Origin of the sequence: Mycobacterium sp. (genome assembly GCF_035640695.1) — a bacterium.
GTDB lineage: Bacteria > Actinomycetota > Actinomycetes > Mycobacteriales > Mycobacteriaceae > Mycobacterium.
In genome coordinates, this window is the sequence record NZ_DASQVQ010000123.1 from 36,157 (window position 1) to 61,003 (window position 24,847).

Annotated in this window: 22 protein-coding genes, 1 tRNA gene, 1 other RNA gene and 1 pseudogene; 12 read left to right on the forward strand and 13 right to left on the reverse strand. The window is 66.0% G+C overall.

What is annotated here, in order from left to right:
* Window positions 1-3: 3 nt before the first annotated feature.
* From VE759_RS14215 to VE759_RS14225, 3 genes are read left to right on the forward strand one after another with little or no spacing between them, the layout of a single operon-like run.
* On the forward strand, window positions 4-900 hold the full coding sequence (locus tag VE759_RS14215) for a glutamine amidotransferase (protein WP_324933429.1): 897 nt from the start codon (window positions 4-6) through the stop codon (window positions 898-900).
* Window positions 888-1,586, forward strand: coding sequence for a protein glxC (locus VE759_RS14220; protein ID WP_324933432.1), 699 nt, complete (start codon window positions 888-890; stop codon window positions 1,584-1,586). Before VE759_RS14215 ends, VE759_RS14220 begins: the two co-directional genes overlap by 13 nt.
* A gap of 43 nt (window positions 1,587-1,629) precedes the next feature.
* On the forward strand, window positions 1,630-2,952 hold the full coding sequence (locus tag VE759_RS14225; protein ID WP_324933435.1) for an FMN-binding glutamate synthase family protein: 1,323 nt from the start codon (window positions 1,630-1,632) through the stop codon (window positions 2,950-2,952).
* A 47-nt stretch (window positions 2,953-2,999) separates the two neighbouring features.
* Here the strand turns inward: VE759_RS14225 and VE759_RS14230 are convergent, their stop codons facing one another.
* The 3 genes from VE759_RS14230 to ffs all read right to left on the reverse strand — a co-directional run bounded on the left by VE759_RS14230 (window position 3,000) and on the right by ffs (window position 6,146).
* Complete coding sequence (locus VE759_RS14230; protein WP_324933438.1) at window positions 3,000-4,709, reverse strand: DNA polymerase III subunits gamma/tau; 1,710 nt, start codon at window positions 4,707-4,709, stop codon at window positions 3,000-3,002.
* A 27-nt stretch (window positions 4,710-4,736) separates the two neighbouring features.
* A complete protein-coding gene (locus VE759_RS14235; RefSeq protein WP_324933440.1) occupies window positions 4,737-6,020 on the reverse strand; it encodes an aminotransferase class I/II-fold pyridoxal phosphate-dependent enzyme in 1,284 nt (427 codons plus the stop codon).
* A gap of 31 nt (window positions 6,021-6,051) precedes the next feature.
* Window positions 6,052-6,146: signal recognition particle sRNA small type (ffs, locus tag VE759_RS14240), an RNA gene on the reverse strand.
* 68 nt (window positions 6,147-6,214) lie between these two features.
* Here ffs and VE759_RS14245 point away from each other — a divergent pair.
* From VE759_RS14245 to VE759_RS14260, 4 genes are all read left to right on the forward strand, one after another.
* Window positions 6,215-6,300, forward strand: a tRNA-Ser gene (locus VE759_RS14245).
* Window positions 6,301-6,367: 67 nt separating this feature from the next.
* On the forward strand, window positions 6,368-7,216 hold the full coding sequence (locus tag VE759_RS14250) for a hypothetical protein (RefSeq protein ID WP_324933443.1): 849 nt from the start codon (window positions 6,368-6,370) through the stop codon (window positions 7,214-7,216).
* A 101-nt stretch (window positions 7,217-7,317) separates the two neighbouring features.
* Window positions 7,318-8,220, forward strand: coding sequence for an IniB N-terminal domain-containing protein (locus VE759_RS14255; protein ID WP_324933446.1), 903 nt, complete (start codon window positions 7,318-7,320; stop codon window positions 8,218-8,220).
* Window positions 8,221-8,339: 119 nt separating this feature from the next.
* Window positions 8,340-9,404: a S1C family serine protease gene (locus tag VE759_RS14260; RefSeq protein WP_324933448.1), complete on the forward strand. Its 1,065-nt coding sequence runs from the start codon at window positions 8,340-8,342 to the stop codon at window positions 9,402-9,404.
* Window positions 9,405-9,479: 75 nt separating this feature from the next.
* Here the strand turns inward: VE759_RS14260 and VE759_RS14265 are convergent, their stop codons facing one another.
* Entirely contained in the window at window positions 9,480-9,617 is a 138-nt protein-coding gene (locus tag VE759_RS14265) for a hypothetical protein (protein ID WP_324933515.1), read from the reverse strand.
* A gap of 67 nt (window positions 9,618-9,684) precedes the next feature.
* Entirely contained in the window at window positions 9,685-11,811 is a 2,127-nt protein-coding gene (locus VE759_RS14270; RefSeq protein WP_324933451.1) for a GAF domain-containing protein, read from the reverse strand.
* Between the two features lie 291 nt (window positions 11,812-12,102).
* On the opposite strand from VE759_RS14270, the gene VE759_RS14275 reads away from it, so the two are divergent.
* A complete protein-coding gene (locus VE759_RS14275) occupies window positions 12,103-12,909 on the forward strand; it encodes an alpha/beta hydrolase (protein WP_324933455.1) in 807 nt (268 codons plus the stop codon).
* Between the two features lie 41 nt (window positions 12,910-12,950).
* Here VE759_RS14275 and VE759_RS14280 read toward each other — a convergent pair whose 3' ends face one another.
* From VE759_RS14280 to VE759_RS14305, 6 genes are all read right to left on the reverse strand, one after another.
* Entirely contained in the window at window positions 12,951-13,313 is a 363-nt protein-coding gene (locus VE759_RS14280; protein ID WP_324933512.1) for a hypothetical protein, read from the reverse strand.
* A 13-nt stretch (window positions 13,314-13,326) separates the two neighbouring features.
* Window positions 13,327-14,373 (reverse strand): non-homologous end-joining DNA ligase, encoded by a 1,047-nt coding sequence (gene ligD / locus VE759_RS14285; RefSeq protein WP_324933458.1) that lies wholly within the window; start codon window positions 14,371-14,373, stop codon window positions 13,327-13,329.
* 1 nt (window position 14,374) lies between these two features.
* A complete protein-coding gene (locus VE759_RS14290; RefSeq protein WP_324933461.1) occupies window positions 14,375-15,430 on the reverse strand; it encodes an ATP-dependent DNA ligase in 1,056 nt (351 codons plus the stop codon).
* A 107-nt stretch (window positions 15,431-15,537) separates the two neighbouring features.
* Window positions 15,538-15,915 carry a DUF202 domain-containing protein gene (locus tag VE759_RS14295; protein WP_324933464.1) on the reverse strand — a complete coding sequence of 126 codons (378 nt, stop codon included), beginning with the start codon at window positions 15,913-15,915 and terminating at the stop codon, window positions 15,538-15,540.
* A gap of 100 nt (window positions 15,916-16,015) precedes the next feature.
* The gene (locus tag VE759_RS14300; protein WP_324933466.1) at window positions 16,016-18,379 is read right to left on the reverse strand and encodes an arylsulfatase; all 2,364 of its coding nucleotides are present in this window, start codon (window positions 18,377-18,379) and stop codon (window positions 16,016-16,018) included.
* 171 nt (window positions 18,380-18,550) lie between these two features.
* Entirely contained in the window at window positions 18,551-19,630 is a 1,080-nt protein-coding gene (locus tag VE759_RS14305) for an ATP-dependent DNA ligase (protein ID WP_324933469.1), read from the reverse strand.
* A gap of 105 nt (window positions 19,631-19,735) precedes the next feature.
* On the opposite strand from VE759_RS14305, the pseudogene VE759_RS22935 reads away from it, so the two are divergent.
* The 4 genes and pseudogenes from VE759_RS22935 to gluQRS form a co-directional block, all read left to right on the forward strand.
* Window positions 19,736-19,843: pseudogene (locus VE759_RS22935) on the forward strand (hypothetical protein); the annotation flags it as partial.
* 44 nt (window positions 19,844-19,887) lie between these two features.
* Entirely contained in the window at window positions 19,888-20,922 is a 1,035-nt protein-coding gene (locus tag VE759_RS14310; RefSeq protein WP_324933471.1) for an amidohydrolase family protein, read from the forward strand.
* 45 nt (window positions 20,923-20,967) lie between these two features.
* Window positions 20,968-21,336, forward strand: a complete 369-nt coding sequence (locus VE759_RS14315) for a hypothetical protein (protein ID WP_324933474.1) — start codon at window positions 20,968-20,970, stop codon at window positions 21,334-21,336.
* Between the two features lie 21 nt (window positions 21,337-21,357).
* Window positions 21,358-22,239: a tRNA glutamyl-Q(34) synthetase GluQRS gene (gene gluQRS, locus VE759_RS14320; protein WP_324933476.1), complete on the forward strand. Its 882-nt coding sequence runs from the start codon at window positions 21,358-21,360 to the stop codon at window positions 22,237-22,239.
* 21 nt (window positions 22,240-22,260) lie between these two features.
* Here the strand turns inward: gluQRS and VE759_RS14325 are convergent, their stop codons facing one another.
* Complete coding sequence (locus VE759_RS14325) at window positions 22,261-23,493, reverse strand: cytochrome P450 (RefSeq protein ID WP_324933478.1); 1,233 nt, start codon at window positions 23,491-23,493, stop codon at window positions 22,261-22,263.
* A gap of 35 nt (window positions 23,494-23,528) precedes the next feature.
* A complete protein-coding gene (gene tgt / locus VE759_RS14330; protein ID WP_324933482.1) occupies window positions 23,529-24,752 on the reverse strand; it encodes a tRNA guanosine(34) transglycosylase Tgt in 1,224 nt (407 codons plus the stop codon).
* Window positions 24,753-24,847: the final 95 nt, after the last annotated feature.

Sequence of the window (24,847 nt, forward strand, 5' to 3'; positions counted from 1 at the left end):
GGCATGTGCGGAATAGTGGGACTTCATCTGCGCCAGCCCGCGCTGTACCCCCGGCTCGGCGCGCTGCTCGCGGACATGCTTTCCCAGCTGGTCGACCGCGGACCCGATTCGGCCGGGATGGCGATTTACGGCGATGACAGTTGGTCGCCCCCCGGGCACGGCACCGTCACGCTGCTTGACAGCCCCGTTGCCGCTCCGGCGCTCGCCGCAGAGCTGAGCACCGAGCTGTGCGTCACCGTGACTGGGATCGACAAGTCGCCGACAACGGTGCTGCACGCACCCCTCGACCACGACATCCTGGCCACCGCCACCCGATCGGCTGTGCCGAGCGCGCGCTTGATCGGCTTCGGGTCCGAGCTGACCGTGCTCAAAGGCACCGGCAACCCCCGCGCGCTTGCCCGCAGCTTCGGCCTGGCCAACGCGCGCGGATGGCAGGGCGTCGGACACACCCGCATGGCCACCGAATCGGCCGTGGTCGCCGCGGGGTCGCATCCCTTCTCCGTCGGACCGGACCAGTGCCTGGTCCACAACGGCTCCTTCTCCAACCACATGTCGATCAAGCACCAGCTCGAGCGCGACGGCGTCGTCTTCGACAGCGAGAACGACACCGAAGTCGGCGCGCGGTTTGTCGCCAAGCAACTCGCCGAGGGCGCCGATCTGGAGAAGGCGCTGTTGGCACTAAACGAGACCTTCGACGGGTTCTACACGCTGCTGGTGTCCACTGCCGAGTCGTTCGCGGTTCTGCGCGATGCGATCTCGTGCAAACCGGCCATCATCGCCGAGACCGGCGATTGGGTCGCGATGGCGTCGGAATACCGCGCGCTAGCGAACCTGCCCGGCATCGGCGACGCGCGCATCTTTGAGCCGGAACCCGAACAGGTGTACGTATGGCATCGGTAGAGACGACTTCGGTCGTCACAATCGACCTTCGCGAATCGACCACTCGCGACATCAACGCGCTGCTCGCGTCGACCGATGCGCCGAAGGCGTTGCGCATCACCAATCCACAAGGCGCCCATGCGCTTGCCTGCGGGCTCGACGCCGACCTCGAGGTCACCATCGAAGGGCACGTCGGCTACTACTGCGCGGGAATGAACAAGCACGCGACCGTGACCGTCGACGGCAACGTCGGCGTCGGCGTGGCCGAGAACATGATGTCGGGCACGGTGCGGGTCAACGGCGACGCATCGCAGTCGGCAGCAGCGACGGCGCACGGTGGACTCTTGGTGATCACGGGCAACGCGGCAGCACGTTGCGGCATCTCGATGAAGGGTGTCGACATCGTCGTCGGGGGCGACATCGGCCACATGAGCGCGTTCATGGGCCAGGCCGGTCGTCTGGTGGTGTGCGGCAATGCCGGTGAGGCACTTGGCGACTCCCTGTACGAGGCCCGGATCTACGTGCGCGGCTCGGTGGCGTCGCTCGGCGCCGACTGCATCCAGAAACCGATGCGTGCCGAGCACCTCGCCGAGCTTACCGAACTGCTCGAGGCGGCCGACTTCGACGCCGACCCAGCGGAGTTCACCCGGTACGGGTCCGCCCGCACTTTGTACAACTTCCATGTCGACAACGCGTCGGCGTATTGACCGCCGGCCAAAGGCGGCCAAAGCCGCCGAAAGGGAGACAAGCGTGACCACCAACGCGCCGGGCCTGCGAGAATCTGCGACCTTCGACCGTGACGTGATCCACGAGATCCAGCGAGCCGCCGAAACGGGCATCTACGACATCCGCGGCTGGGGCGCCAAACGGAAACTTCCCCACTTCGACGACCTGCTGTTCCTTGGCGCGTCGATGTCGCGGTATCCGCTAGAGGGCTACCGGGAACGGTGCGGCACCGATGTGATGCTCGGCGATTTGCATGCGAAATTCCCGCTGCACCTGGACATTCCGATCACGATCGCAGGCATGAGCTTCGGCGCGTTGTCCGGACCCGCCAAGGAGGCGCTGGGGCGCGCAGCGACCGAGGTCGGTACGTCGACGACCACCGGCGACGGCGGGATGACACCCGAGGAGCGCGGTCACTCCAAACACCTCGTCTACCAGTATCTTCCATCGCGCTACGGAATGAACCCGGACGATCTGCGTAAGGCCGACGCCATCGAGGTCGTGCTTGGTCAAGGCGCCAAACCCGGCGGTGGCGGAATGTTGCTCGGCCAGAAGATCACCGAGCGGGTGGCGGCGATGCGCACGTTGCCCGAGGGGGTCGACCAGCGCAGCGCGTGCCGCCATCCCGACTGGACAGGACCCGACGATCTGGCCATCAAGATCCTCGAATTGCGCGAGATCACGCAGTGGGAGAAGCCGATCTACGTCAAGGTCGGGGCCACCCGCACCTATTACGATGTGCAACTCGCGGTCAAGGTGGGTGCCGATGTGGTCGTGGTCGACGGGATGCAAGGGGGCACCGCGGCGACGCAGGAGGTGTTCATCGAGCACGTCGGCATTCCGACGCTCGCCGCGATTCCCCAAGCAGTGCAGGCACTTTCCGAATTGGGCATGCATCGCAAAGTGCAGCTGATCGTGTCTGGCGGCATCCGTTCCGGCGCCGACGTCGCCAAGGCGATGGCGCTGGGCGCCGACGCCGTCGCGATCGGCACTGCCGCTTTGATCGCATTGGGCGACAACCATCCCCGATTCGCAGACGAATACCGCGAACTCGGTTCGGATGCCGGCTTCTACGACGACTTCCAGGCCGGTCGCGACCCCGCCGGCATCACCACCCAGGATTCTGAGTTGGCCAACCGGCTCGACCCGGTCGAGGGTGCCCGCCGCGTTCGGAACTACCTGCGGGTGCTCACCATGGAGGCCCAGACACTCGCGCGCGCGTGCGGCAAGTCCCACCTGCGCAACCTGGAACCCGAAGACCTCGTCGCGCTCACCGTCGAATCCGCGGCGATGGCCCGTGTGCCGCTGGCCGGGACGAACTGGGTCCCCGGGGCAGCCAGTCGGTGACCGCACACGCGACGTCGGATTTCACCGCCGTCGGCGCGGCGGCGGCGTCACGAACCATCGATGCGGCGGGCGCCGAGCTCGTTCTGCAGTAACTCCAGCGCGGCCTCCTCGGGGTCACGCCGCTCGGTGCCGGCGGCGTTGTCGCGGCCGGCCTCGGCGAGCATGCTTTCTTCTTCGTCGGGCGGTGTCGGGTCGGGCTGTGTCGGGTCCGGCCTCCCTGCGCCGACCTCGCAGCGGATCTTCCAGTCCACTCCGAGCGCATCCTTGAGCGCCTCGCGGATCACATCGGCGTTGCGCTGCTCGGACAGGCGCTTGGCCAGCGCCCCGGTTTCATGACTGAGCACCAGCGTGTTGCCCTCGACCGAGCGCACGATCGCACCGGCCAGCATCACGTCGATGGTCCGGCTGCGCTTACGAACCTTTTCCCGCACGGTCGGCCACATGGTGCGCACCGCGGCGGCGTCGAGCCCGCCGGCGACCGGTGGTGCCGTACGCTCGGGCGGCTTCTGGACCTCGACCGGCGTGGGTTTGGGTTTCGGCTTCGCCGGCTGCGGGCGTGCGGCGGGCGCCGGCTTGGGCTCCGGCCCATCAACCGGCTTGGCGATGTCCAGCCGTGTCTCGAGCCGTTCGATCCGCTGCAACAGGGCCGATTCGGTGTCGCTGGCCGACGGCAGCAGCAGCCGGGCGCACACCACCTCGAGCAGCAGCCGCGGCGCGGTCGCGCCCCGCATCTCGCCCAGGCCCGCGTGCACTACCTCGGCGTACCGGGTCAGCGTCGCCGTGCCGATCCGCGAGGCCTGCTCCCGCATCCGGTCCAGCACGTCCTCGGGGCCGTCCACCACTCCGCGCGCGACAGCGTCGGGCACCGACCGCAGCACGATCAAGTCGCGGAACCGCTCCAGCAGGTCGGTGGCGAAGCGCCGCGGATCATGGCCGGCATCGATCACCGACTCGACGGCGCCGAACAGCGCCGCGGCGTCCCCGGCGGTCAGCGCGTCGACCGCCTCGTCGATCAACGCGACGTCGGTGGCGCCGAGCAGCGCCAACGCCCGCTGATAGCTGATCTTGTTGCCTTCCGCACCCGCCAGCAGCTGGTCGAGCACCGAAAGTGTGTCGCGGGGGGAGCCGCCGCCGGCACGGATCACCAGCGGGTAGACGGCGTCGTCGATCTCGACGTCCTCGTTGCTGATGATCCTCTCGATCAGCGCCCGCATGGTGCGGGGCGCCAGCAGCCGGAACGGGTAGTGGTGCGTGCGCGAGCGGATCGTCGGCAGCACCTTCTCCGGCTCGGTGGTCGCGAACACGAAGATCAGGTGCTCCGGCGGCTCCTCGACGATCTTCAGCAGCGCGTTGAAGCCGGCGGTGGTGACCATGTGGGCCTCGTCCACGATGAACACGCGGTACCGCGACTGGGCCGGCGCATAGAACGCCCGGTCGCGCAGTTCCCGGGTGTCGTCGACGCCGCCGTGGCTGGCCGCGTCGAGCTCGACGACGTCGATGCTGCCGGGCCCGTTGGGCGCCAGCGCGACGCACGACTCGCACACACCGCACGGCGTCGCGGTCGGGCCCTGCTCGCAGTTCAGCGAGCGGGCCAGGATGCGAGCCGACGAGGTCTTGCCGCAGCCACGCGGGCCCGAAAACAGGTACGCGTGGTGGATCCGGCCGGCCCGCAACGCGGTCGACAGCGGTTCGGTGACGTGCTCCTGGCCCACCACCTCGGCGAACGTCGCCGGCCGATATTTCCGGTAGAGGGCCACGGTCAGCAGGTTACCGACCCGGTCCGACTACGTCCGCTGCAGCAGCGACTCGGTGGCCGCCAGCAGCGCGCACGTCGCCAGCCCGTCGACCGCCTCGGACAGATCAGGCAACGACGGGAACGTGGGTGCAAGCCGAATGTTCTTGTCGTCCGGGTCTTTTCGGTAGGGGAAGGCCGCACCCGCCTCGGTGACGGCGATGCCCGCGTCCTTGGCCAGCGCGACGGTGCGACGCGCCGTGCCGGGCAGCACGTCGAGGCTGATGAAGTAGCCGCCCTTCGGCTCGGTCCATGACGCGATCTTCGAATCGCCGAGCCGGTCCTCGAGGATGTGCAGGGCCAGCGCGAACTTCGGCGCAAGCAACTGCTGGTGCCGCTGCATGTGCAGCCGCACCCCGTCGGCGTCGCCGAGGAAGCGCAGGTGTCGCAGCTGGTTGACCTTGTCGGGCCCGATCGTCTTCTTGCCCGCGTACTGCAGATACCAGGCAATGTTGCCCAGCGAGCCGCCGAAGAAGCTGACGCCGGCCCCGGCGAACGTGATCTTCGACGTCGACGCGAAGACGTAGGGCCGGTTCGGGTTGCCTGCGGCGGCCGCCAACCCGAGCACGTCGACCTGCCGCACGAAGTCGTGCGTCAGCGTGTGGACGCAGTACGCGTTGTCCCAGAACAGCCGGAAGTCGTTGGCCGCGGTGCGCATCTGCACCAGCCGCCGGCACACCTCCCAGGAGTAGGTGACACCGGTCGGGTTGGCGAACACCGGGACGCACCACATGCCCCTGATCGCCGGGTCGACGGCCACGAGTTCCTCGATGAGGTCGACGTCGGGGCCGTCCTCGCGCATCGGGATCCTGACCATCTCGATGCCCATGGTCTCGGTGATGAAGAAGTGACGGTCATAGCCGGGCGCCGGGCAGAGGAACTTGACCTTCGGCTCGTCCTTCCAAGGACGCGGCGAATCGACACCGCCGTGCAGCATCGAGAACACGACGATGTCGTGCATCAGCTCGAGGCTGGCGTTGTTGCCCGCAATCAGGTTCGGCACCGGGATACCGAGCAGCTCGCTGAAGATCGCCCGCAGCTCCGGCAGCCCGTGCAGGCCGCCGTAATTCCGGGTGTCGGTGCCGTCCTCGTCGCGGTAGTCGTCGGCGCCTGGCAGGCTCAGCAACGCGTTCGACAGGTCGAGCTGTTCGGGCGACGGTTTGCCCCGGGTCAGGTCCAGTGCCAGTCGCTTGGCCAGTAGCGTCGCGTAGTTCTGCTGGTGGATGGCGTGCTGGGTGACGAGCTCATCGCGGCTGAGGGAGTAGTACGAGACCATGCGCCTTTCACCTCTGGCCGCGGAGGAAAGTTTGAGGGGACCCCGCGCACCCGCCAGAGCCCGTTGACCCTTGCTGCCTTCCGGCCCTGGGGGAGTTCACAGGATAGACGCCGCACGGGGTCCACCGAGAGTGTAGTACCCGTGAGTCGAGCGAAGGCCGGGCCCGGTTTCAGGGGTCGGTTACCATGGCCGACGGAGGATTCGCCTAGTGGCCTATGGCGCTCGCCTGGAACGCGGGTTGGGTTAACAGCCCTCGCGGGTTCAAATCCCGCATCCTCCGCACTCGGTCGGGTGCGACCAGGTGCCGATCGCCCTGGTCGCGCCTCTAACAAACCTCAAGGAGGGGTATGGGCCGCAAGGTCGCGGTGCTCGTGCATGCGCCGCTTTCAGTAGTCGCGGGCGCGCTGTACTTCCTCTTCGTCTTGCCCCGCTGGTGGGAACTGTCCTATCAGATCCCGCACACGCTCGGCACCGTCATGCGGATCGTGTGCGGCGCCTTGATTGGGCTCTTGGCGCTGCCGGTGGTGTTCACGCTGCTGCGCACCCGCAAGCCGGAGTACGGGACCCCGCAGATGGCGCTGACCCTGCGGCTGTGGTCGGCGGTGTTCCACGTGTTGGGCGGCGTGTTGATCATGGGCACCGCGATCAGCGAGATCTGGCTTTCGCTCGACGATGCGGGCCAGTGGCTGTTCGGCATCTACGGCGCCGCAGCCGCGATCTGGATCCTCGGCATCGCCGCGTTCTACCTGTCGTTTGTCGCCGAGCTGCCGCCGCCACCGCCGCGCCCGCTGAAGACCAAGCAACCCAAGGAGCGCAAGCGCTTCAGGCGCCGCAAGCGTGGCGAGCCCGCGGAAACCCAAGCGGACGAGCCCGCGGAGGAAACCCAAGAGGAAACCCAAGAGCCCGCGGAAACCCAAGAGCCCGCGGAAACCCAAGAGGACGAGGCCGCCGAGACCGAATCCGGAGGCGTGCCGGAACCGACCGCAGCAGAGCCCGCCGAAGAACCCGCAAAGGTGACCGCGGAAGAGGGCAAGCCCGAGGACCCCGACAAGCGCGCGGACAAAGGCGACGACGAACCAGCGAAGGACACCGTCGAGGCCGAGCGTGGTGGACTGCGCAACCGCCGACCGTCGGGCAAGACCCCCACGTCGCGGCGGCGCCGCCGACTGCGCGGTGGAGTCGCTGTCGACGACTAAACCTTGGGAAATCCTGGAAGCCTTTCCTGCCCTGCGGCTTTCAGCATTCCCTACGTTTTGTCTCGGCCAGCTCGCAGGAAACGTGGTTACCTTTCCGCTTCATGGTCAACCTGATTGATTACCTCCTCGACTTGTTCCGCGACGAGACGCAAGCGCGGGCTTTCGTTTCCGATCCGAATCAAGCACTTGCCAACGCCGGCTTTTCCGATGTCACGTCGGCGCAATTGCAGTCGGTAGCGGCGACCGCCGTCCCGAGCTTGGCGCTCAATGGCGGCGGTGACCCGGTCGCCGGCCTGCAGCAGGCGGTGTCCAGTTACTACGGGTACGGATCGGGATTCGACACCCAGCCGTCGTGGGACACCGGTTTCTCCCCCACCACCGACTTGGCAAGCGGCAACAGCTTTTTGAGCCCGGACCAGCAGGCGGGCGCCAACGCCCAAAACGGCGCCGTCAACCTCGGCTTCGGCGACATCACCCTCGGTGGCAGCCACACCGAGGCCAGCGGCAATGCGGTGGTGACCGGCGACAACAACCGCGGCGACATCGTGAGCGGTGACGGCGCGGTGCTCGGCAACGGAAACACGGTGAATAACGGCAACATTCACGCCGGTTCAGGATCGAGCGTGACCGTCGGCGACGGCAACTCGATCAGTCAGGGCAACACCACCGCGGGCGGTGACGTCCTGAGCTCGCACGATGGCACGGTGATCCAGACGTCCGGCCACGGGACCACGTCGATTTCGGACGGCAATACCACCAATGTGCATGGCAACCAGACCATTACCGACATCCACGGCACCGACAACACCAGCGGCGTGGACAACAGCACGACCTCAGTCCACACGTCGACGGTCGACAACTCCGTGCATGACAACTCGACGCACAGCTCGCTGTTCGAAAGCTCGGTGCACAACAGCACATCGCTCGATAGCTCGGTGCACGACAACTCGATCCACGAGACAGCGCACCAGAACACCGGCCTGGATAACCACCTCGGGTTCTAATGCGATCAACCTTGTGACGCGGGGCTCAGCGGCCTCTAAGTGACTTCCCAGCTCCACCGCGGCAAGAAACTCACGGAGCCAGACGTTGGTTGAAGTAGAACGTCGAAGGGAGGCTCCAGATGCGCCAACGAGCACCGTGGTGGTCCTTTGTCATGGCTGCGGTAGTGGCCCTCGTCGCGCTGCTGACGCCGGCTTGGCATAAGTCTGCCTATGGCCTGAACGGGCTCCAGCCGATCAGCCAGGCACGCGCCGCGGCGATGAATGCGTCAACGGTCGCGGCTCAGATCGATCCGGGCCTTGTACTTATCAATACCGGCCTGAGTTACCAGGGTGCGGTCGGCGCCGGCACCGGCATTGTCCTCAGCCCCAACGGCGAGGTGCTCACCAACAACCATGTCGTCGAAGGCGCCACACAGATCACCGCGACCAACGTCGGCACCGGTGCGACCTATCCGGCAACCGTTGTGGGTTACGACCGCACGCATGACATCGCCGTGTTGCAGCTGCAAGGCGCGACCGGCCTGCCGACCGCGCCGATCGGCAAATCGTCGAACGTCGCGGTGGGAGATCCGGTCCTGGCCATCGGCAACGCCGGTGGGCAGGGACTAAGCGACGCGCGGGGTACGGTGACGAATCTCGGCCAGACCATCGTCGCCGCCGATGACCTTGCCGCGGCCGAGCAACTGCACGGCATGATCCAGACGAACGCCAACATCCGCGCGGGCGACTCCGGCGGACCGTTGGTGGACAACAGCGGGCAGGTGATCGGCATCGACACCGCCGCGTCCCCGACATATCGACTCTCGGGCCGTGGCGGCGCGCAGGGTTTCGCGATTCCGATCGACACCGCCCTGTCGATCGCTTCGCAGATTGAGTCGGGTGCTTCGTCCGGGTCGGTGCACATCGGCGACACGGCAATGCTCGGCGTCGGCGTCGGCACTTCTGCGGGCCAAGCCGGCGTACCGGTGCGACAAGTGCTGCCGGGCTCCCCGGCAGGTCAAGCCGGGATCGTGCCGGGCGATGTGATCACCGGATTCGACGGCAATGCCGTGAGCTCCGATACCGCGCTGACCGACCTGCTCGACCAACACCATCCCGGCGCCGGTGTCAACGTGTCTTGGCGGGATCAATCCGGTCAGCAACACACCGCCGACATCACCTTGGCAACCGGCCCCGTCGGCTGACCGGGGACGACGGCCTCCCCCGTGCTGCCGCTCACCCCCCGCGGCGTCACGCCGCGGGGCTAACAGCGCCTCGCATCACAATTTTCCGGCAGGAGGTTCGCGATCTTCTCGGCTCGGAGGTGAGTTCTTCAGCCATTTCCTGAGCCAAAGAAGCCGATCGATCACAATGCCGATGCCCAGCAGCGTCAGCATCACCACAATCGCGGTGGTCACGCCGTCCATACTCGCAGACCCTTGGTTCCGCATTTCCCCGGCTTCAGCGCGCACCGGGCTCGCTGCCTCACCCGTCGTCGTTGTCGAGCCCACTCCCGATTGGGATCGTGACGTGCAGTGATGTCCCGCGCCCGGCGGGACTCGAGATTCTCATCTGGCCGCCATTGGCCTCGACGCGATCGAGGAGGCCGGTGAGTCCGGATCCCTTGCGTGCGTCCGCGCCGCCGATTCCGTCGTCTCGAACGAGAATACGAAGCTGCGCACCCTCGGTGTCCACGCGCACGTCCACATTGGAAGCTCGTGCGTGTTTAGCCGCATTGGTCAATGCTTCTGCAATGACGTAGTAGGCGGCCACTTCGGCTGACTCCGGCACCGGTCGGCCAACGCCAAGGGCGAGCTGGACCGGCACGGCCGAACGTCGGGCCAGCGTGTTGAGTGCTGGGCCCAGTCCCTTTGACAGGATCGCGGGTTGGAGCCCCCGCGAGATCTCGTGCAGTTCCTCGGAGATACCGGCCAAACCCGTCGCTATGTGAGAAATCTGCTCCTTGAGCGGGTGCAGTTCGGGCGGCACCTGCGCCTCTGCGGCGCGCAGTTCGAGCCCAAGCGATACCAGCCGTTGTTGGGCACCGTCGTGGAGGTCACGTTCGACACGGCGGCGAGCGTCATCGGCGGCTGTGACGAGCCGGGCCCGCGACGCGGTTAGTTGGGCGCGGGTCTCGGCGTTGGCGATCGCCGTCGCAACGAGGTCTGCGAAGTCCCTGACGCGCGCCTCGGTGTCCGGGGGCAGGGGTTCGGGCCGCGTCGAGCCGACGATCGCGGCGCCCCACAGGCGGCCGTCGACGATGATCGGCGCTCCGACCGCAGAGCAGATTCCCACAGTAACGATGTGCGCGACGGCGGGACCGGGCGCATTGTCGTGAGCGTCCATCCGCGCGGCGCGGCCGGTACGGAACACCCTCGTCGCGACGGTCTCGTTCGCGGGTGAAAAGCGCAAACCGACCGGCATCTTCGTCAAGCCGGGCACGTGGCGGCCCGCCACTAGAGCCGCTGTCCCGTCGGGCTCGTAGCGGACCAGAGCGGAGTGGTACACATCCAGGCACCGGGCCAACTCCCCCGCCACCGTCGAGAACACTTCCGACGGGTCGACCCCTTGTGCGACCAGCGTCGCCACCCGCCGCAACGAGGCCTGTAGCTCGGCAAGAACGCCAAGGGCGTCCTGGCCCGTCTCGACCAGCCGCTGCCACGGCTGGCCGGTCCCGAGCTGGTGAGCGGTCGCATCGGCGGCGAGGTGAACATGGAACACGGCGTGGGCGGTGCCGCCGCGGCTCGCCGCCCGCTCAACGGCGGTGATCTTGACGGTTTTTCCGCTCGGCAGAACGGCCAGGGCAGGCCGGGCCACACGGGATGGGAGCAGATCCGACGCGTGTTCCACAAGCGCGATCTGGTCGTTGGCCTCGAGTGTCTCGCGCAGGTGGCGGTTCATCAGCACAACGTCGGCCCCGATCGCCAGTACGCCCAATGGGAACAGTCGGGCGTGCTCCCGAAACGCCTCCAAGAGAGCCGTCTCGCTCTTGCGCGCCAGCGCGCTCAACCGGTCCTCGATCTGGCCACTCGCACTTTTGGCCAGCGCGAACAGCAACGGATCGGACTGGCGGGCCCAGCACGTGAGATCGAGGACGCCGATGAGCTTTCCCGTTACCGGATCGCGAATCGGTGACCCTGCGCATGCGAGCCCACCCAGCGTCCCGACATAGTGCTCGTCGCCGCGGATGAACGTGGGCCGTCCGGTCTCCAGCGCGGTGCCGATTCCGTTGGTGCCGACGAACTCCTCGGCATAGCTGTAGCCGGGCGCCAGTCGCACCGTGTCTAACGCTTTGTTAATGCTCGGCTCCGAGGCCAGCCGTTGCAGTACCAGGCCATCGGCCGACGTGAGGATGACGCTCACCGCGTGCGCCGTCAGGTCGTCGGCGACCCGCCGGAGGACGGGCGTGGCCGCGACTGATAGCGGCGAGTCGCAATCGGGGTCGCGGACGAATGGCAGGTCGAACCGGTCGGGGTGGACGCCCAAGGCCGACGATCGACGCCATGAGTCCAGCACGTCGGGACGAGGTGTGGCGTCGTCAAGCCGCCCCGCGGACAGGAACTGCTCCCGTGCCCGCCGGACGGCTGCGGAGGTGTCGTCTCGCGAACTCATCGCCCCATCAACCCCGAACTCGACGGGCCGTTGCCCGCACCGGGTTGATTCCCTACTGCTTGTACGCTGCGGCTCGCCGTAACAGTGCGACTCAATGATAGGTCCGGCCAACGCTGGGCGCAGATGCGGGCGCTGCCGTTGCCCCAAGACGCCAGCGGCTAAATAGTTCCTGCCGCTGGCCACTCCGATCGCATCGCGGCTTGCGCCGGCCTGCCGATAAGGCAACATGGCAGACGCCCAGAAACTCGGTCGTCGCCGAGTAGAACGCCGAGTAGAAGAAGGACATGCTCGATGTTTCGGCTTCCTGACGCACTCGAATCACAAGACGACATACCCGACGCCGCCGGCGCCGCTCCGCCCGGGCACTTGTTGCGGTTGTGGGAATGGCGCACCGCGGTGGAGTACATGGTCGCGCGGCAGTCCGGCGACCTAATCGAGAGATGGCCGCACGGCGACGGACACCCGGTGCTGGTTATGCCGGGTTTCCTGGCTGGCCCGCCGTCCACTCGCTTCCTGCGCGACGTGCTGCGCCGTCTCGGATACCGCGCGCACGACTGGGGTTTGGGCACCAATCTGGGATACCGGCCCACCTTCAAGGAGGACCTGCCGGCGCGCCTTTGCCAGCTCCGGGAACGCTATGGCGGACAGCGGGTCAGCCTGATCGGCTGGAGTGCCGGCGGCATCTACGCACGCGAACTGGCCCGCGCGTACCCAAACGATGTCCGCTTCGTAATCACGCTCGGCTCTCCATTTCGGGGCAATCACCGGGCCAGCACCGCATGGCGGCTGTGGTCGCTGCTCAACCGCGGTTCGGACGCGACCGATGTTGTTTCCACGGCCGCACGCATCAGACGGGAGCAACCACTGGCCGTGCCGACGACGTGTATCTATAGCAAATCCGACGGAATCGTCGCGTGGCAGTGCTGTACCAGCTTGCCCGCGCCGCTAACCGAAAACATTGAAGTGCGCAGCAGCCACCTCGGCTACGGCCACCACCTGGGCACCCTGTATGTCATCGCGGATCGTCTTGCCCAACCCGAAAATCGTTGGCGGCCGTTCGCGCACAGCGCCCCGACAAGCGATGCCGATCACGATTGAACTCGGCCTGTGATGCCGGTCGAGGGAGGGCGATCCGGGTTCTATGGGCCAGAGTTATCGACGATCTGCGCGATTTCAACGTACTCGATGGTGGGTGCGACGCCGTATAGGTCGGTCACCCGCTGACGAAGCCCGTCGGAGAAGAACTCAACCGCCGCCTCTTTCGAATCCCAGACGTAGAAGTTGGTCGCCCGTCGGGCGGACTCGTCCAGTGTGAAGAACTTGAAGCGAAGGCCTGGCATGCCTTCGAACGTCGCCCGAGCATTGTCGGCAACGCCGATCACTCGCGCGCGGTCGAACGAATCCTGGTACTGGAACGTGACGTTGACACCAATCACGGCTCCTCCTGTGGCCCCGGCGGGATGCGACGGACCGATGTGATCTTTCGCTCGTCCGGTGGCCACGGTCAAGGCCGGGTCAGACCCTGTTTCCCTCATCATCCCAGTTCGCCGCGACTTTCTTGCTCGGCTGCACGCGAGGCGGCTCGCCGGGCATTTTCGGGTAATTCGGGGGGTAGGGCAGATCGCCAAGCCCGCGTTCTTCGTCGGCCCTGACCATCTCCAGCAACGGCTCGATGGACTGCGCGACCGAGTCAAGGCCGGCCATCGCATCGCCGCGCCGCCGCACCAGGTCGGGCACGGTCGCCATCGTGTAGTCGTCCGGGTCGGCGTGCGCCAGCTCGTTCCACGCCAGCGGAGTCGACACCGTCGCGATTGCGGTGCGCCGCACCGAGTAGGCCGACGCGAACGTGCGGTCACGGGCATTCTGGTTGTAGTCGATGAATACCCGCTCGCCGCGCTCTTCCTTCCACCACGACGTCGTCACCAACTTCGGTGCCCGCCGTTCGATTTCGCGAGCCAGCGCGAGGCCCGCACGGCGCACCGCGATGAAATCCCAGTCGGTCTTGATGCGCAGATACACGTGCACTCCGCGGCCGCCGGACGTCTTCGGGTAGCCGATCAGCCCAAGCTCGTCGAGCAGCGGCTTGAGCACGTCGACGGCGATTGAGCTGGCCTGCTCGAACCCGGTGCCGGGCTGCGGGTCCAGGTCGATCCGCAGTTCGTCGGGGTGCTCGGTGTCTGGACAGCGCACCTGCCAGGGGTGCAGCGTGATCGCCCCCATTTGTGCCGCCCACACGATCGCCGACGCATGCGTGACCTTCAGCGCGTCGGCAGTGCGGCCCGAGGGGAAAGTAACCCGGCACGTCTCCAGGTAGTCGGGGTGGTGCTGCGGCACCCGCTTCTGGTAGATCTCCTCGCCGTCGATGCCGTCCGGAAACCGCTGCAGGTGCGTGGGCCGATCGCGCAGCGCGGTCAGCATGGGGCCGCCGGCAACAGCCATGTAGTATTCGGCCAGCTTGCGCTTCGTGCCGCCCGATCCGAGCTTCGGGAAGTAGACCTTGTCCGGGTTCGTCAGCCGGACGACGACACCGTCGACGTCGAGTTCTTCTGCAGTCGTTGCCAATTCAGGACTCCAGCACGTCGTACAGGTCGTAGTTCAGCGGGACGTCGAGCTGATCGAACGTGCAGCTGCGCGGATCCCGGTCCGGGCGCCAGCGCACGAAGTGCACGGCATGCCGGAACCGCTGGCCGTGCACGGTGTTGCCTTCCATCTGGTCGTAGGCCACCTCGGCGACCTTCTCCGGTCGCACCGGGATCCAGCGCTTGTCGGCGGCGGAGTTCCATCGGCTGGGCTCTCCGTCGTACACGAGTTGGTCGCCCTTGCGTAGCGGCTCGAGGTCGGCCAGCAGCTTTAGCCGGTCCTTGGCGGTGAACGAGGCCGCGCCGCCGACCATCTGAAGTTCGCCGTCGTCGCGGTACAGGCCGAGCAGGATCGAGCCGACGCCCTCGCCGCTCTTGTGAATCCGGTAGCCGATCGCCACACAGTCCGCATCGCGGGCATGCTTGACCTTGACCATTTCCCGCCTACCGGGCACATAGCTGCCGTCGAGTCGCTTGGCGATCACCCCGTCCAGACCCGCGCCCTCGAACGTCGTCAGCCAGTGTGCCCCGAGTTCGGGATCCTCGGTCGTGCGGGTGACATGGCACCACTGCTTTTCGGTGATCGACTCCGACAGCGCCTGCCGACGGACCCGGAACGGCTCGCCCATCAACGATGCGGTACCGCTGGCCAGCGCGTCGAAACCGATGAAATGCGCGGGCGTCTGCTCGGCCAGCATCTTCACCCGGCTCGCCGCCGGGTGGATGCGTTGGCTCAGCGATTCCCAGTCCAGCCGGATCCGTCCCCCGATTTCACGCGGCACCACGACCTCGCCGTCGAGCACGCAGCGCCCCACCAGCTCGTCGCGCAGCGACTCGATCAGCTCCGGAAAATAGCGGCCGAGCTCCTTGCCGCTGCGAGACTGGAGCACCAGCTCGTCGCCGTCGCGAAACACCAGCGCCCGAAACCCGTCCCACTTCGGCTCATAGGACCACATCCCCGCCTCGGTCGGGACCTTGGCCTGAGCCTTGGCCAGCATCGGTTCGATCGGCGGCAGTGCGGGCAAGTCCACGTCATCCATCCTGCAGCAGTGTCGTCACGTTGATGTAGACCTGCTACATCGCACAAAACTCATCGCCGCTCGTCGGTCGTCTACATTCGAGCCGAGCGACGAGTCATCGATGCGGGTTACATCCGCCAGGCCACTGCGACGAGTGCGCACAATCCGAGAGCGGCGATCAGCCCGGCTATGACGCCGGCCAGTGAGTACGGTGTGTGTGTAACTTGTGCCCGAAGTGCCTTCATCTCCTGGCGATGCTGAAACCAGGCCAGCGCCAGCGCAGTAAGCCCGATGACAATCATGAGCATTCCGACGACCCAGGGACTGACGATGGGGCGGGGACGATGCTCCTCCGTCGCCAGATACTGGAAAAACTTGAAGATGGTGAAGCCAAAAGCGATCAGCGACGTGCTGGTGCGAATCCACGCCATCAGGGTGCGTTCGAGCGCCAGGCGTGTACGTTCCACGGCGAGTCGAGTTGATGTGTCCAACGGTTGATCGGCCATGACGCCCTTCCAACTTGTGCGTTTTAAGCCAGGGCCCTGTTGCCAGCTTCTTCATCTCAAACTCCCCTTTGCCAGCCCGACCGACTGTGATTATCACGAGCTATTGGCGTGCCATTGCGATGCGCACGGCGTCCTCGGGTCTGACGGTGTGTCCCTCGGCTTCGGCTGCCTCGGCAATGGCGAGTTGGACGCCTTTGACTCGGCCGTTGAAGGCGTTGTTTCCAGCGGCGTAGTCGGGTGAGACGGGTGCGCCCGAGTCTTGGCCGACGTCGCAGCCATCGTCGGCGGAGAAGACTATCGCCAGTGTCGCTTCGACCTTTCCCTCGCCGACCTTCTGGCCGTCGGTGTAGAGGGTGACGGTACCGCCTTTGCCCATTCCGCCGCCGGCGTAGGCGAATTCCATACGGACCTGGTGCGCGCCGAGCGGTAGCGGGTCGGCGGATTCGGCGTAGAAGTGCTTGATGCCGCCCAGGTTGTAGCAGTATTTGAGCTTGCCGTCCTTGGCGTAGAGGCTCCACCCGCCGATGTTGGCGCCCTGAGCGATAATCACCCCTTCGGCACCGCTGTCGGGCACCTCGATCGAAGCGGTCACCGAATGCGATTTGTTCTTGATGTTGAGCATGCAGTTTTCCGACAGGCGTCCCATGCGGCCGAACAGCAGTTGGGTGTTGCCCTTGATGAGTACTGGCCTGCCGGCGACGTCGGGATTCATCCTACTGGCGGTGTCGTCGTTCAGCGGCAGCACGTTGTAGCGGGTGGCCTCAATCAACCAAAGCCGTTGCAGCTCATGCAGTTTTTCGGGCATCTCCTTGGACAGATCCTTGGCCTGGGACCAGTCCGTGGTGGTGTCGTAGAGCTCCCACACGTCGTCGTCGAACGCCGGTTTCTGCTGGCCCAAGAGCTGCCACGGCGTGCCGTGCTTGGTCACCGCGGTCCAGCCCTTGTGGTAGATGCCGCGGTTACCCAGCATCTCGAAGTACTGGGTTTCGTGCCGGTCCGGCGCCTGGCCGTCGTTGAACGAATACAGCATGCTGACCCCTTCGATGGGGTGCTGCTGCACACCGTTGACGAACAGCGGCTCGGGCAGCCCGGCCGCCTCGAGAAGTGTCGGCGCGACGTCGATGACATGGTGGAACTGCCAGCGCATCTCGCCTTTGGCCGTGATCGCCTTGGGCCAGTGCACGATGGTGCCGTTGCGGGTCCCGCCCCAGTGCGAGGCGATTTGCTTGGTCCACTGATACGGGGTGTCCATGGCGTGGGCCCAGCCGACGGCGTAGTGGTTGTAGGACTGCGGTCCGCCGAACTGATCCAGCCGCTCGATCATGAACTGCGGGGTCTCGATTGCTTCCATGCCGTTGAACGGCAGCATCTCGTTGAAGGTGCCGTTGAGCGTGCCCTCGGCCGAGGCGCCGTTGTCGCCGATGATGTAGAAGACCAGCGTGTCGTCGAGAAGCCCGAGCCGCTCCACGCTGTCGATCAGCCGGCCGACATGGTGATCCGTGTACTCCAAGAAACCGGCATAGACCTCCATCTGGCGGCGCAGCACGGGCTTCAGCTCCTCGGGCATCTCATCCCACGCCGGGATCTCGGCGTGGCGGGCGGTGAGTTCGCAGTCTGGCGGGATGACGCCGAGTTCCTTCTGCCGGGCGAAGGTTTCCTCGCGCAGCTGATCCCAGCCCGCGTCGAACTTGCCCTTGTACTTATCGGCCCACTCCCGCGGGACGTGGTGGGGCGCGTGGGTGGCGCCGGGGGCGAAGTAGACGAAAAACGGCTTGTCGGGGGCCAAGGCTTTCTGCTGCCCGATCCAGTCGATGGCCTTGTCGGTCATGTCTTCCATGAAGTGGTAACCCTCTTCGGGCGTACGGGTCACCTCGACCGGTGTGGTGCCCTCGTAGAGGGTGGGGTACCACTGGTTGGCCTCGCCGCCGATGAATCCGTAGAAGTATTCGAATCCGCCTCCGCCGGTGGGCCAGGCGTCGAAGGGTCCGACGGGGCTCGTTTCCCATACCGGCACTTCGTGGCATTTGCCGAACTGGGCGGTGCTGTAGCCGTTGAGTTTGAGGGTACGTGCGATCGGCGACATGGTATTGGGCAGCACCGAGTTATATCCCGGTGCACCAGTGGCGATTTCGGTGATACCGCCCATCCCGGCCGAATGGTGGTTGCGTCCAGTTAGCAACGCCTGCCGCGTCGGTGAGCACAACGCGGTGGTGTGGAATCGGTTGTACTTCAGGCCACTCGACGCCAGCCGCCCGGCGGTCGGCGTCTGACACGGGCCGCCGAACGCGCTCGAGGCGCCGAAGCCGACGTCGTCGAGCAGCACGATCAACACGTTCGGCGCCCCGGCGGGGGGCCGCATCTGCTCGATCGGAGGATACGTTGTGTCTGGATCCTTGGCGTCGTAAGTAATCAGACCCGTGCGTGCGGCATTTGGAATCGGCAGATGCGATCTTGACTGCTGCATGCTGTCCTCGCTCACGCTCCGCCAATCAGCCCCGACTGTCCTCGGTGCCTCGGCTAGTTCAACGACGAAGCGACTCTAGATCGAAAAGCGCTCAGCGAACGCGCTAACCACCAGAACGTCACACCGATTGCCGGTGATGTTCTCCCCAGGTTGTCGGAGGCTGGCGTTTCGTCATCGCAAATCACCTCGGCCGAGGCCGGGAACGATGTCGGCAAGCCTGAAGATGACTGGGTGTTCGAGTTGGGCGTAGGTGCATGAGCGGGGATTGCGGTCGGGGCGCCAGCGGCTGAACTGCGCCGTGTGGCGAAACCGCTCGCCTTCCATGTGGTCGTAGCGGACCTCGACCACACGTTCGGGCCGGAGCGGAACGAACGAAAGATCCTTCCCAGCGTTCCAGCGGGAGCCTTCATATCTGCGTGTCGTGCGTTCGCCGGCTTCGTGGGCGGCCCAGTTCCAGGGATGGCGATCGAATCCAGTGACGAACGGCTGCAGCTCGGTGAATAGTCGCCGCCGCTCGGCCATCGGGAACGCGCCGATGACACCGACCGACGCTAGGGTGCCGTCGTCCTTGTAGAGCCCGAGCAGAAGCGAGCCGATGGCGTCGTCACCCGACTTGTGCACGCGGTAGCCGGCGACCACGCAGTCGGCGGTCCGCTCGTGCTTTATCTTGAACATCACGCGCTTGTCCGGCTGGTAGGTGATCGTCAGGGGCTTGGCGATCACGCCGTCCAGCCCAGCTCCCTCGAACTCCTCAAACCAGCGCCGTGCGGTCGCCAGTTCGGTCGTCGCCGGCGTGACGTGGAATGACGGGCCTGTGTCGGTCAACGCATCGACGAGGGCAGCGCGGCGCTCACTGAACGGTCGCCCCGTGTAGTCATCGTCGCCCAGGGCCAGCAAGTCGAACGCGATGAAAGAGGCCGGCGTCTGTTCGGCCAGCATCTTCACCCGGCTCGCCGCCGGGTGGATGCGCTGTTGCAAGGCTTCGAAGTCCAAGCCGTGATCGGTGGCGATGACGATCTCACCGTCAATCACGCAGCGTTCGGCCAGCTCGGCCGTGGCCGCCTCGACTAGTTCGGGGAAGTAGCGTGTCATCGGGCGCTCGTTGCGGCTGCCCAGTTCCACCTCATCAGCGTCGCGAAAAACTATGGAACGGAAGCCATCCCACTTCGGCTCGTATGACGCGCTAGGTGGAATCGACGGAACCGATTTAGCCAGCATCGGCGGGACTGGCGGCATCACGGGCAGCTTCATCGGTTCATTCTTTGTGCTCGTGGACACGAGGCGTGCCGTAGGGGCGGTGGCACTCGCCGGGCGCCGCCCTGCGCAGCAGGAAGTGCTGTTCGCCCGAGAAAGTGGTGGAGGTCCGCTACGACCCCCCGATCATGCACCTACGCTCAACTTGACCACCCGCTCACCCTACGTTCTAGCGACATCGTCCCCGGCCTTGGCCCGGGCAAGACCTGACCGGCCCCGGCCGGCGCCGGCATCCCCGACCATTAGGAGCACTCATGTTGCGCATCGACACTCACCACCATCTGATCCCGCCGTTTTATCGAAAAACGTTGCTCGGTGCCGCTATTGATGAACCCGGCGGACGTGCGCTGCCCGACTGGAGTCCGGAGGGGTCGCTGCAGACGATGGCCGAATTGAACGTGGCCACCGCCATCCTGTCGGTATCGACCCCGGGCACGACTTTCCTAGCGGGTCCGGCCGACGCGGCGGCGCTGGCCCGCGATCTCAACGACTACACCGCCGATCTCGTGGCGTCACAGCCGGAGCGGTTCGGGTTCTTCGCCACCGTCCCGCTGCCACACATCGACCAGGCCATCGCCGAGACGGTGCGCGCGCTCGACGATCTCAACGCCGACGGTGTTGTGGTGCTCGCCAACAGCGCCGGCACCTACCTCGGCCAGGACGGTCAGCAGGCCCTGTTCGCCGCCCTCGACGCCCGTTCGGCGGTGGTGTTCATCCATCCCGCCGATCTGCCCGGACCAACGGTCCCGGGCGTTGCGCCGTTCGCCGCCGACTTCCTGCTCGACACCACCCGCGCGGCATACCTGTTGGTGCGCAACGGTATCCGCGGCAAGTACCCGAACATTCGGTTCATCCTCAGCCACGCCGGCGGGTTCGTCCCCTACGCCTCGCATCGCATGGCCGTGGCGATCATGGGCGACACCGGCCGCAGCGTTGCGGATAGCCTCGATGACTTCGCAAGCTTCTACTTCGACACCGCGTTGTCCTCGAGTGCCGCCGCGCTGCCCACGCTGCTCGCCTTCGCCAAACCAGGTCACATCACCTTCGGCTCCGACTGGCCCTTCGCGCCGACCGTCGCCGCAAAGCTGTTCGCCGCCGGCCTCGAGACCTACCCGGGCCTTGATGAGCCGGCCCGCAATGCCATCGAACGCACTAACGCCCTCGCACTCTTCCCACGACTCGCAAGCGCACCACAGCGCGAGGTGTCACGATCACCCGTCGAGAAGGTACGTCACACCGCGAGCCGCACCATGATGCGCGGTATCGCCCGGCTCATCAGCACCAGCTAAGTGTCAAACGTTTAACGGCTTGCTGATCGCGGGAACACCAATGACATGGCTGTAACACCATTTCAGGATCTGCCCCTCGCCGACCGCGACCGCCAATGGGACGGTGACGCCGCCGAGAAACGGGTTCGCAAGTGGGCAGGTGCTGAGCAAGAACCCAACGAGAAATACCGCAATGCGCACGTGTGGTACGACAGCGACAAGAAAGACAACTTCACCGCATACAAGCTGCTCATCGCCGACGTCATCGACGGCAAGCTCAAGGCGGTGCCGCGCGCAGTCATGGCGGCAGGTGCCATCATGGACGGCGCCCGTGGCGGAATCGACCTGCCCAAGGACGATATCGAGCCGGTGAAGCGTCATCTGGCAAAGTACTACGAGAAGATGGGCGAGACGCCTCCCTGGGAACGCAAATAGCCTCGGCTAGATTCAGGCGCGATGCGTACCGGAGCCGGCAGATTCGCGCCAAGCCCGTCCGCCGACCTGCACATCGGCAATCTGCGCACCGCGGTGCTGGCCTGGTTGTTCGCCCGCTCGACGGGCCGCCCGTTCTTGGTGCGCATCGAGGACCTCGACGACCGCACGCGTCCAGAGATCGGGCGCCGCCAGCTCGATGACTTGGCGGCGATCGGGCTGACCTGGGACGGCCAGGTGCACTGGCAGACACGTGAACCCCAGCGCTACCAAGCCGCGATCTCGATGCTTGAAGCGCGCGGCCTTCTCTACGAATGCTTCTGCAGCAGAAGGGATGTCCAGCAAGCCCCACGAGCACCGCACGCGCCGCAGGGCGCCTACCCGGGCACCTGTCGCAACCTGACCGCCGACGAGCGCGACGCGCGTCGCCGCGAGGCCGGCCGGCCGCCCGCCTTGCGGCTGCGCTCGCATGTCACCGAGCACACCGTCATTGACCTGGTGCATGGCCACCATACGGGTGTGGTCGACGATTTCGTCGTGCGCCGCGGCGACGGAGTGCCGGCCTACAACCTGGCCGTCGTGGTCGACGATTCGGCCCAGGGCGTCGACCAGGTGGTGCGCGGTGACGACCTGCTGTCCTCGTCACCGCGGCAGGCCTATTTAACGACGCTGCTGGGCTACCCCGAGCCGATCTACGGTCACGTGCCGCTGGTGCTCAATGCCGAGGGCGAGCGGTTGGCCAAACGCGATGGTGCGATCACCCTGGCCGACCTCGGCGCCGAGCGCGCGCTCGCGCAGATATCCGAGTCTCTTGGCTGGCCGTCGCGCGACCTCGACGAGCTGCTGACGCAATTCGAACCGTCGCAGCTGCCCCGCGAGCCATGGATTTACCGGCCAAAAGCGTGAGCACTAGCCCGATAACAAGCGTCAGACCCTGACGCCCAGCGTCGACAGGCCGCGCAGCGTGACGTTCGGCTTGTAGACCGGCTCGCTGTCAATCCGTGCCTGCGGGAACCGGGCGGTAACCGCCGACAACGCAACGGACGCCTCGAGCCTGGCCAGCGGGGCACCCAGACAGAAGTGTGCACCGTGGCCGAAAGCCAAGTGGCGGATCGCCTTTCGATCCGGATCGAACTCGTCGGGGCGTTCGTTGGCGCCGGGATCGCGCTGCGCCGCGCCCAGCAGCAGCATCATCGTGTCGCCCTTCGGCACTGCGGTTTCGCCGATCGTCACGTCGTCGCCGGCGATCCGGCCCATCAACTGCACGGGCGGGTCGTAGCGCAGCGTCTCCTCCACGACCAGCGAGGCGCGCTGCGCATTGTCACCCAGCGCCGCCCACTGCGACGGCTGCCGCAGCATCGCCAGGATCGCGTTCGCGATCAGGTTCACCGTCGTCTCATGACCGGCGATCAACAGCAGGTTGCAAGTCGCGGCGATCTCGTCCTCGGTCAGCTGATCACCGGACTCCTCGACCTCGATCAGGCCCGACATCAGATCGTCGCCCGGCTTGCCGCGCCGCTGCTCGATCAGCTCGTGGAGGTAATCGCGTAGCCACAGGCCGGCCTGCATCCGCTCCTCGTAGCCTTCGGGCAGCTCGCCGGTGAATGTGATGAACGGGTCCAGCGACTGCGCCAGCAGCGCCGAGGCGCGGCTGAACTTCGGCTCATCCTCGATCGGCACACCAAGTAGCCGGCAGATGACGGCCACCGGCAGCGGATGGGCAAGGTCTGCGATGACATCAAAACGGCCGGCAGCGGCCACCTTGTCGAGCAACGAGTCGACCAGTGCGCGAATGTCCGGTTCCAGTGCCTTGACCACTCTTGGCGAGAACGCCTTGCTGACCAGCTTGCGCAGCCGGGTGTGGTCGGGCGGGTCGAGGAACAAAAAACCGGGCGGGCCAAAGGGCCGCTCCGGCTCACCCGCCGCGATCGCGCGCTGGGCAACCGTCGACTTGAGCCGGTCGCTGGCCGATGAAGGGTGCCGCAGCACCTCGTCGCAATCGGCGAATGAGGAGAACACCGTCAGGTTCGCACCGGGCAGCTGCACCGGACCGTGCGCCAGGAACTCACGGTAGATCGAATAGGGGTTGGCGCGATTGGCCGGCTCCAACAGTCGCAACAGCAACGACGTGGAAGCGGTCGGCGACGACGTTGTGGTCATCGTCCGATTGTGCGCCATCGCCGGATCGCGGCTGGTCACCGCGAGTAGTAGCGCCCCAGAACGTGGTCGCGTAGCGCATCGAACTCGCCGGCGGTGATCGCGTCGCGGATCTGGTCGACGAGCCGGATCACCCACCGTTCGTTGTGGATCGTGCACAGCGTGGCGGCCAGGATTTCCTTGCTCTTGACCAGGTGATGAATGTAAGCGCGGGTGTAATGCGCGCAGGTATAGCAATCGCACTCCGGGTCGACGGGCGAGAAGTCGCGGCGATATCGCGCGTTGGTGACGTTGTACCGCCCGGTGCTCGAATACAGCGCGGCGTTGCGCGCGACACGCGCCGGGGATACACAGTCGAATGTGTCGGCGCCCGCGGCGACCGCGTCGAACAAGTCATTGGGCTCGCTGATGCCCAGCAGGTGACGCGGCTTGTCCTCGGGCAGCTCCTGGCTGCACCACTCGATGATCGTCGCCAGGTTCTGCTTCTCCAACGCACCGCCGATGCCATAGCCGTCGAAGCCCCGACCGTCGTCTCCGACAAGCGCTCTCAGTCCGCGTGCTGCCTGACGTCGCAAGTCCTCGTATTGAGCCCCCTGCACGATCCCGAACAACGCCTGCTGGTCACCGCGCTGCGCGGACAGCCTGCGGTGTTCGGTCATGCAGCGCCGCGCCCATTCCTGCGTGCGCAGCACCGACCGCTCCTGGTAGCCGCGCGTGTTCACCAACGTCGTCAATTCGTCGAACGCGAAGATGATGTCGGCACCGAGCTGATGCTGGATGCGCATCGACAGCTCTGGAGTGAACCGGTGCGTGGAGCCGTCCAAATGCGACGTGAACGTCACCCCGTCGTCGTCGACCCGCGCCAGCCGCTCTTTGCCGTCGGCGATGATGTCGTCGGCCTGCACCCGCTCCGTGTCCATCGCCAGCACCTTGCGAAACCCGGCCCCCAGCGAGAGCACCTGGAAACCGCCGCTGTCGGTGAACGTCGGGCCCGGCCAGTTCATGAATGCACCCAAACCACCCGCCTGTTCGACGATGTCGGGGCCCGGTTGCAGATACAAATGGTAGGCATTTCCCAGGACAGCCTGCGCACCAAGGCTTTTCATGGTCTCCGGGAGGACAGCCTTGACGGTGGCCTGGGTGGCGACGACGATGAACGCGGGCGTCTGGACGTCCCCGTGGGGTGTGCGGATCACCCCGGTACGACCGAGCCGGCCGGGCAGCCGCGTCTCGACACGGAAGAACGGCTCACCATCCGGCACGCTGGTATTCAATCAATCCCCCATTTCGACCCAACCCGGCATGTGCATCGATAGATTGTCCGAGCAGCAGGGTGGGTGCCTGGACGGAATCGAGG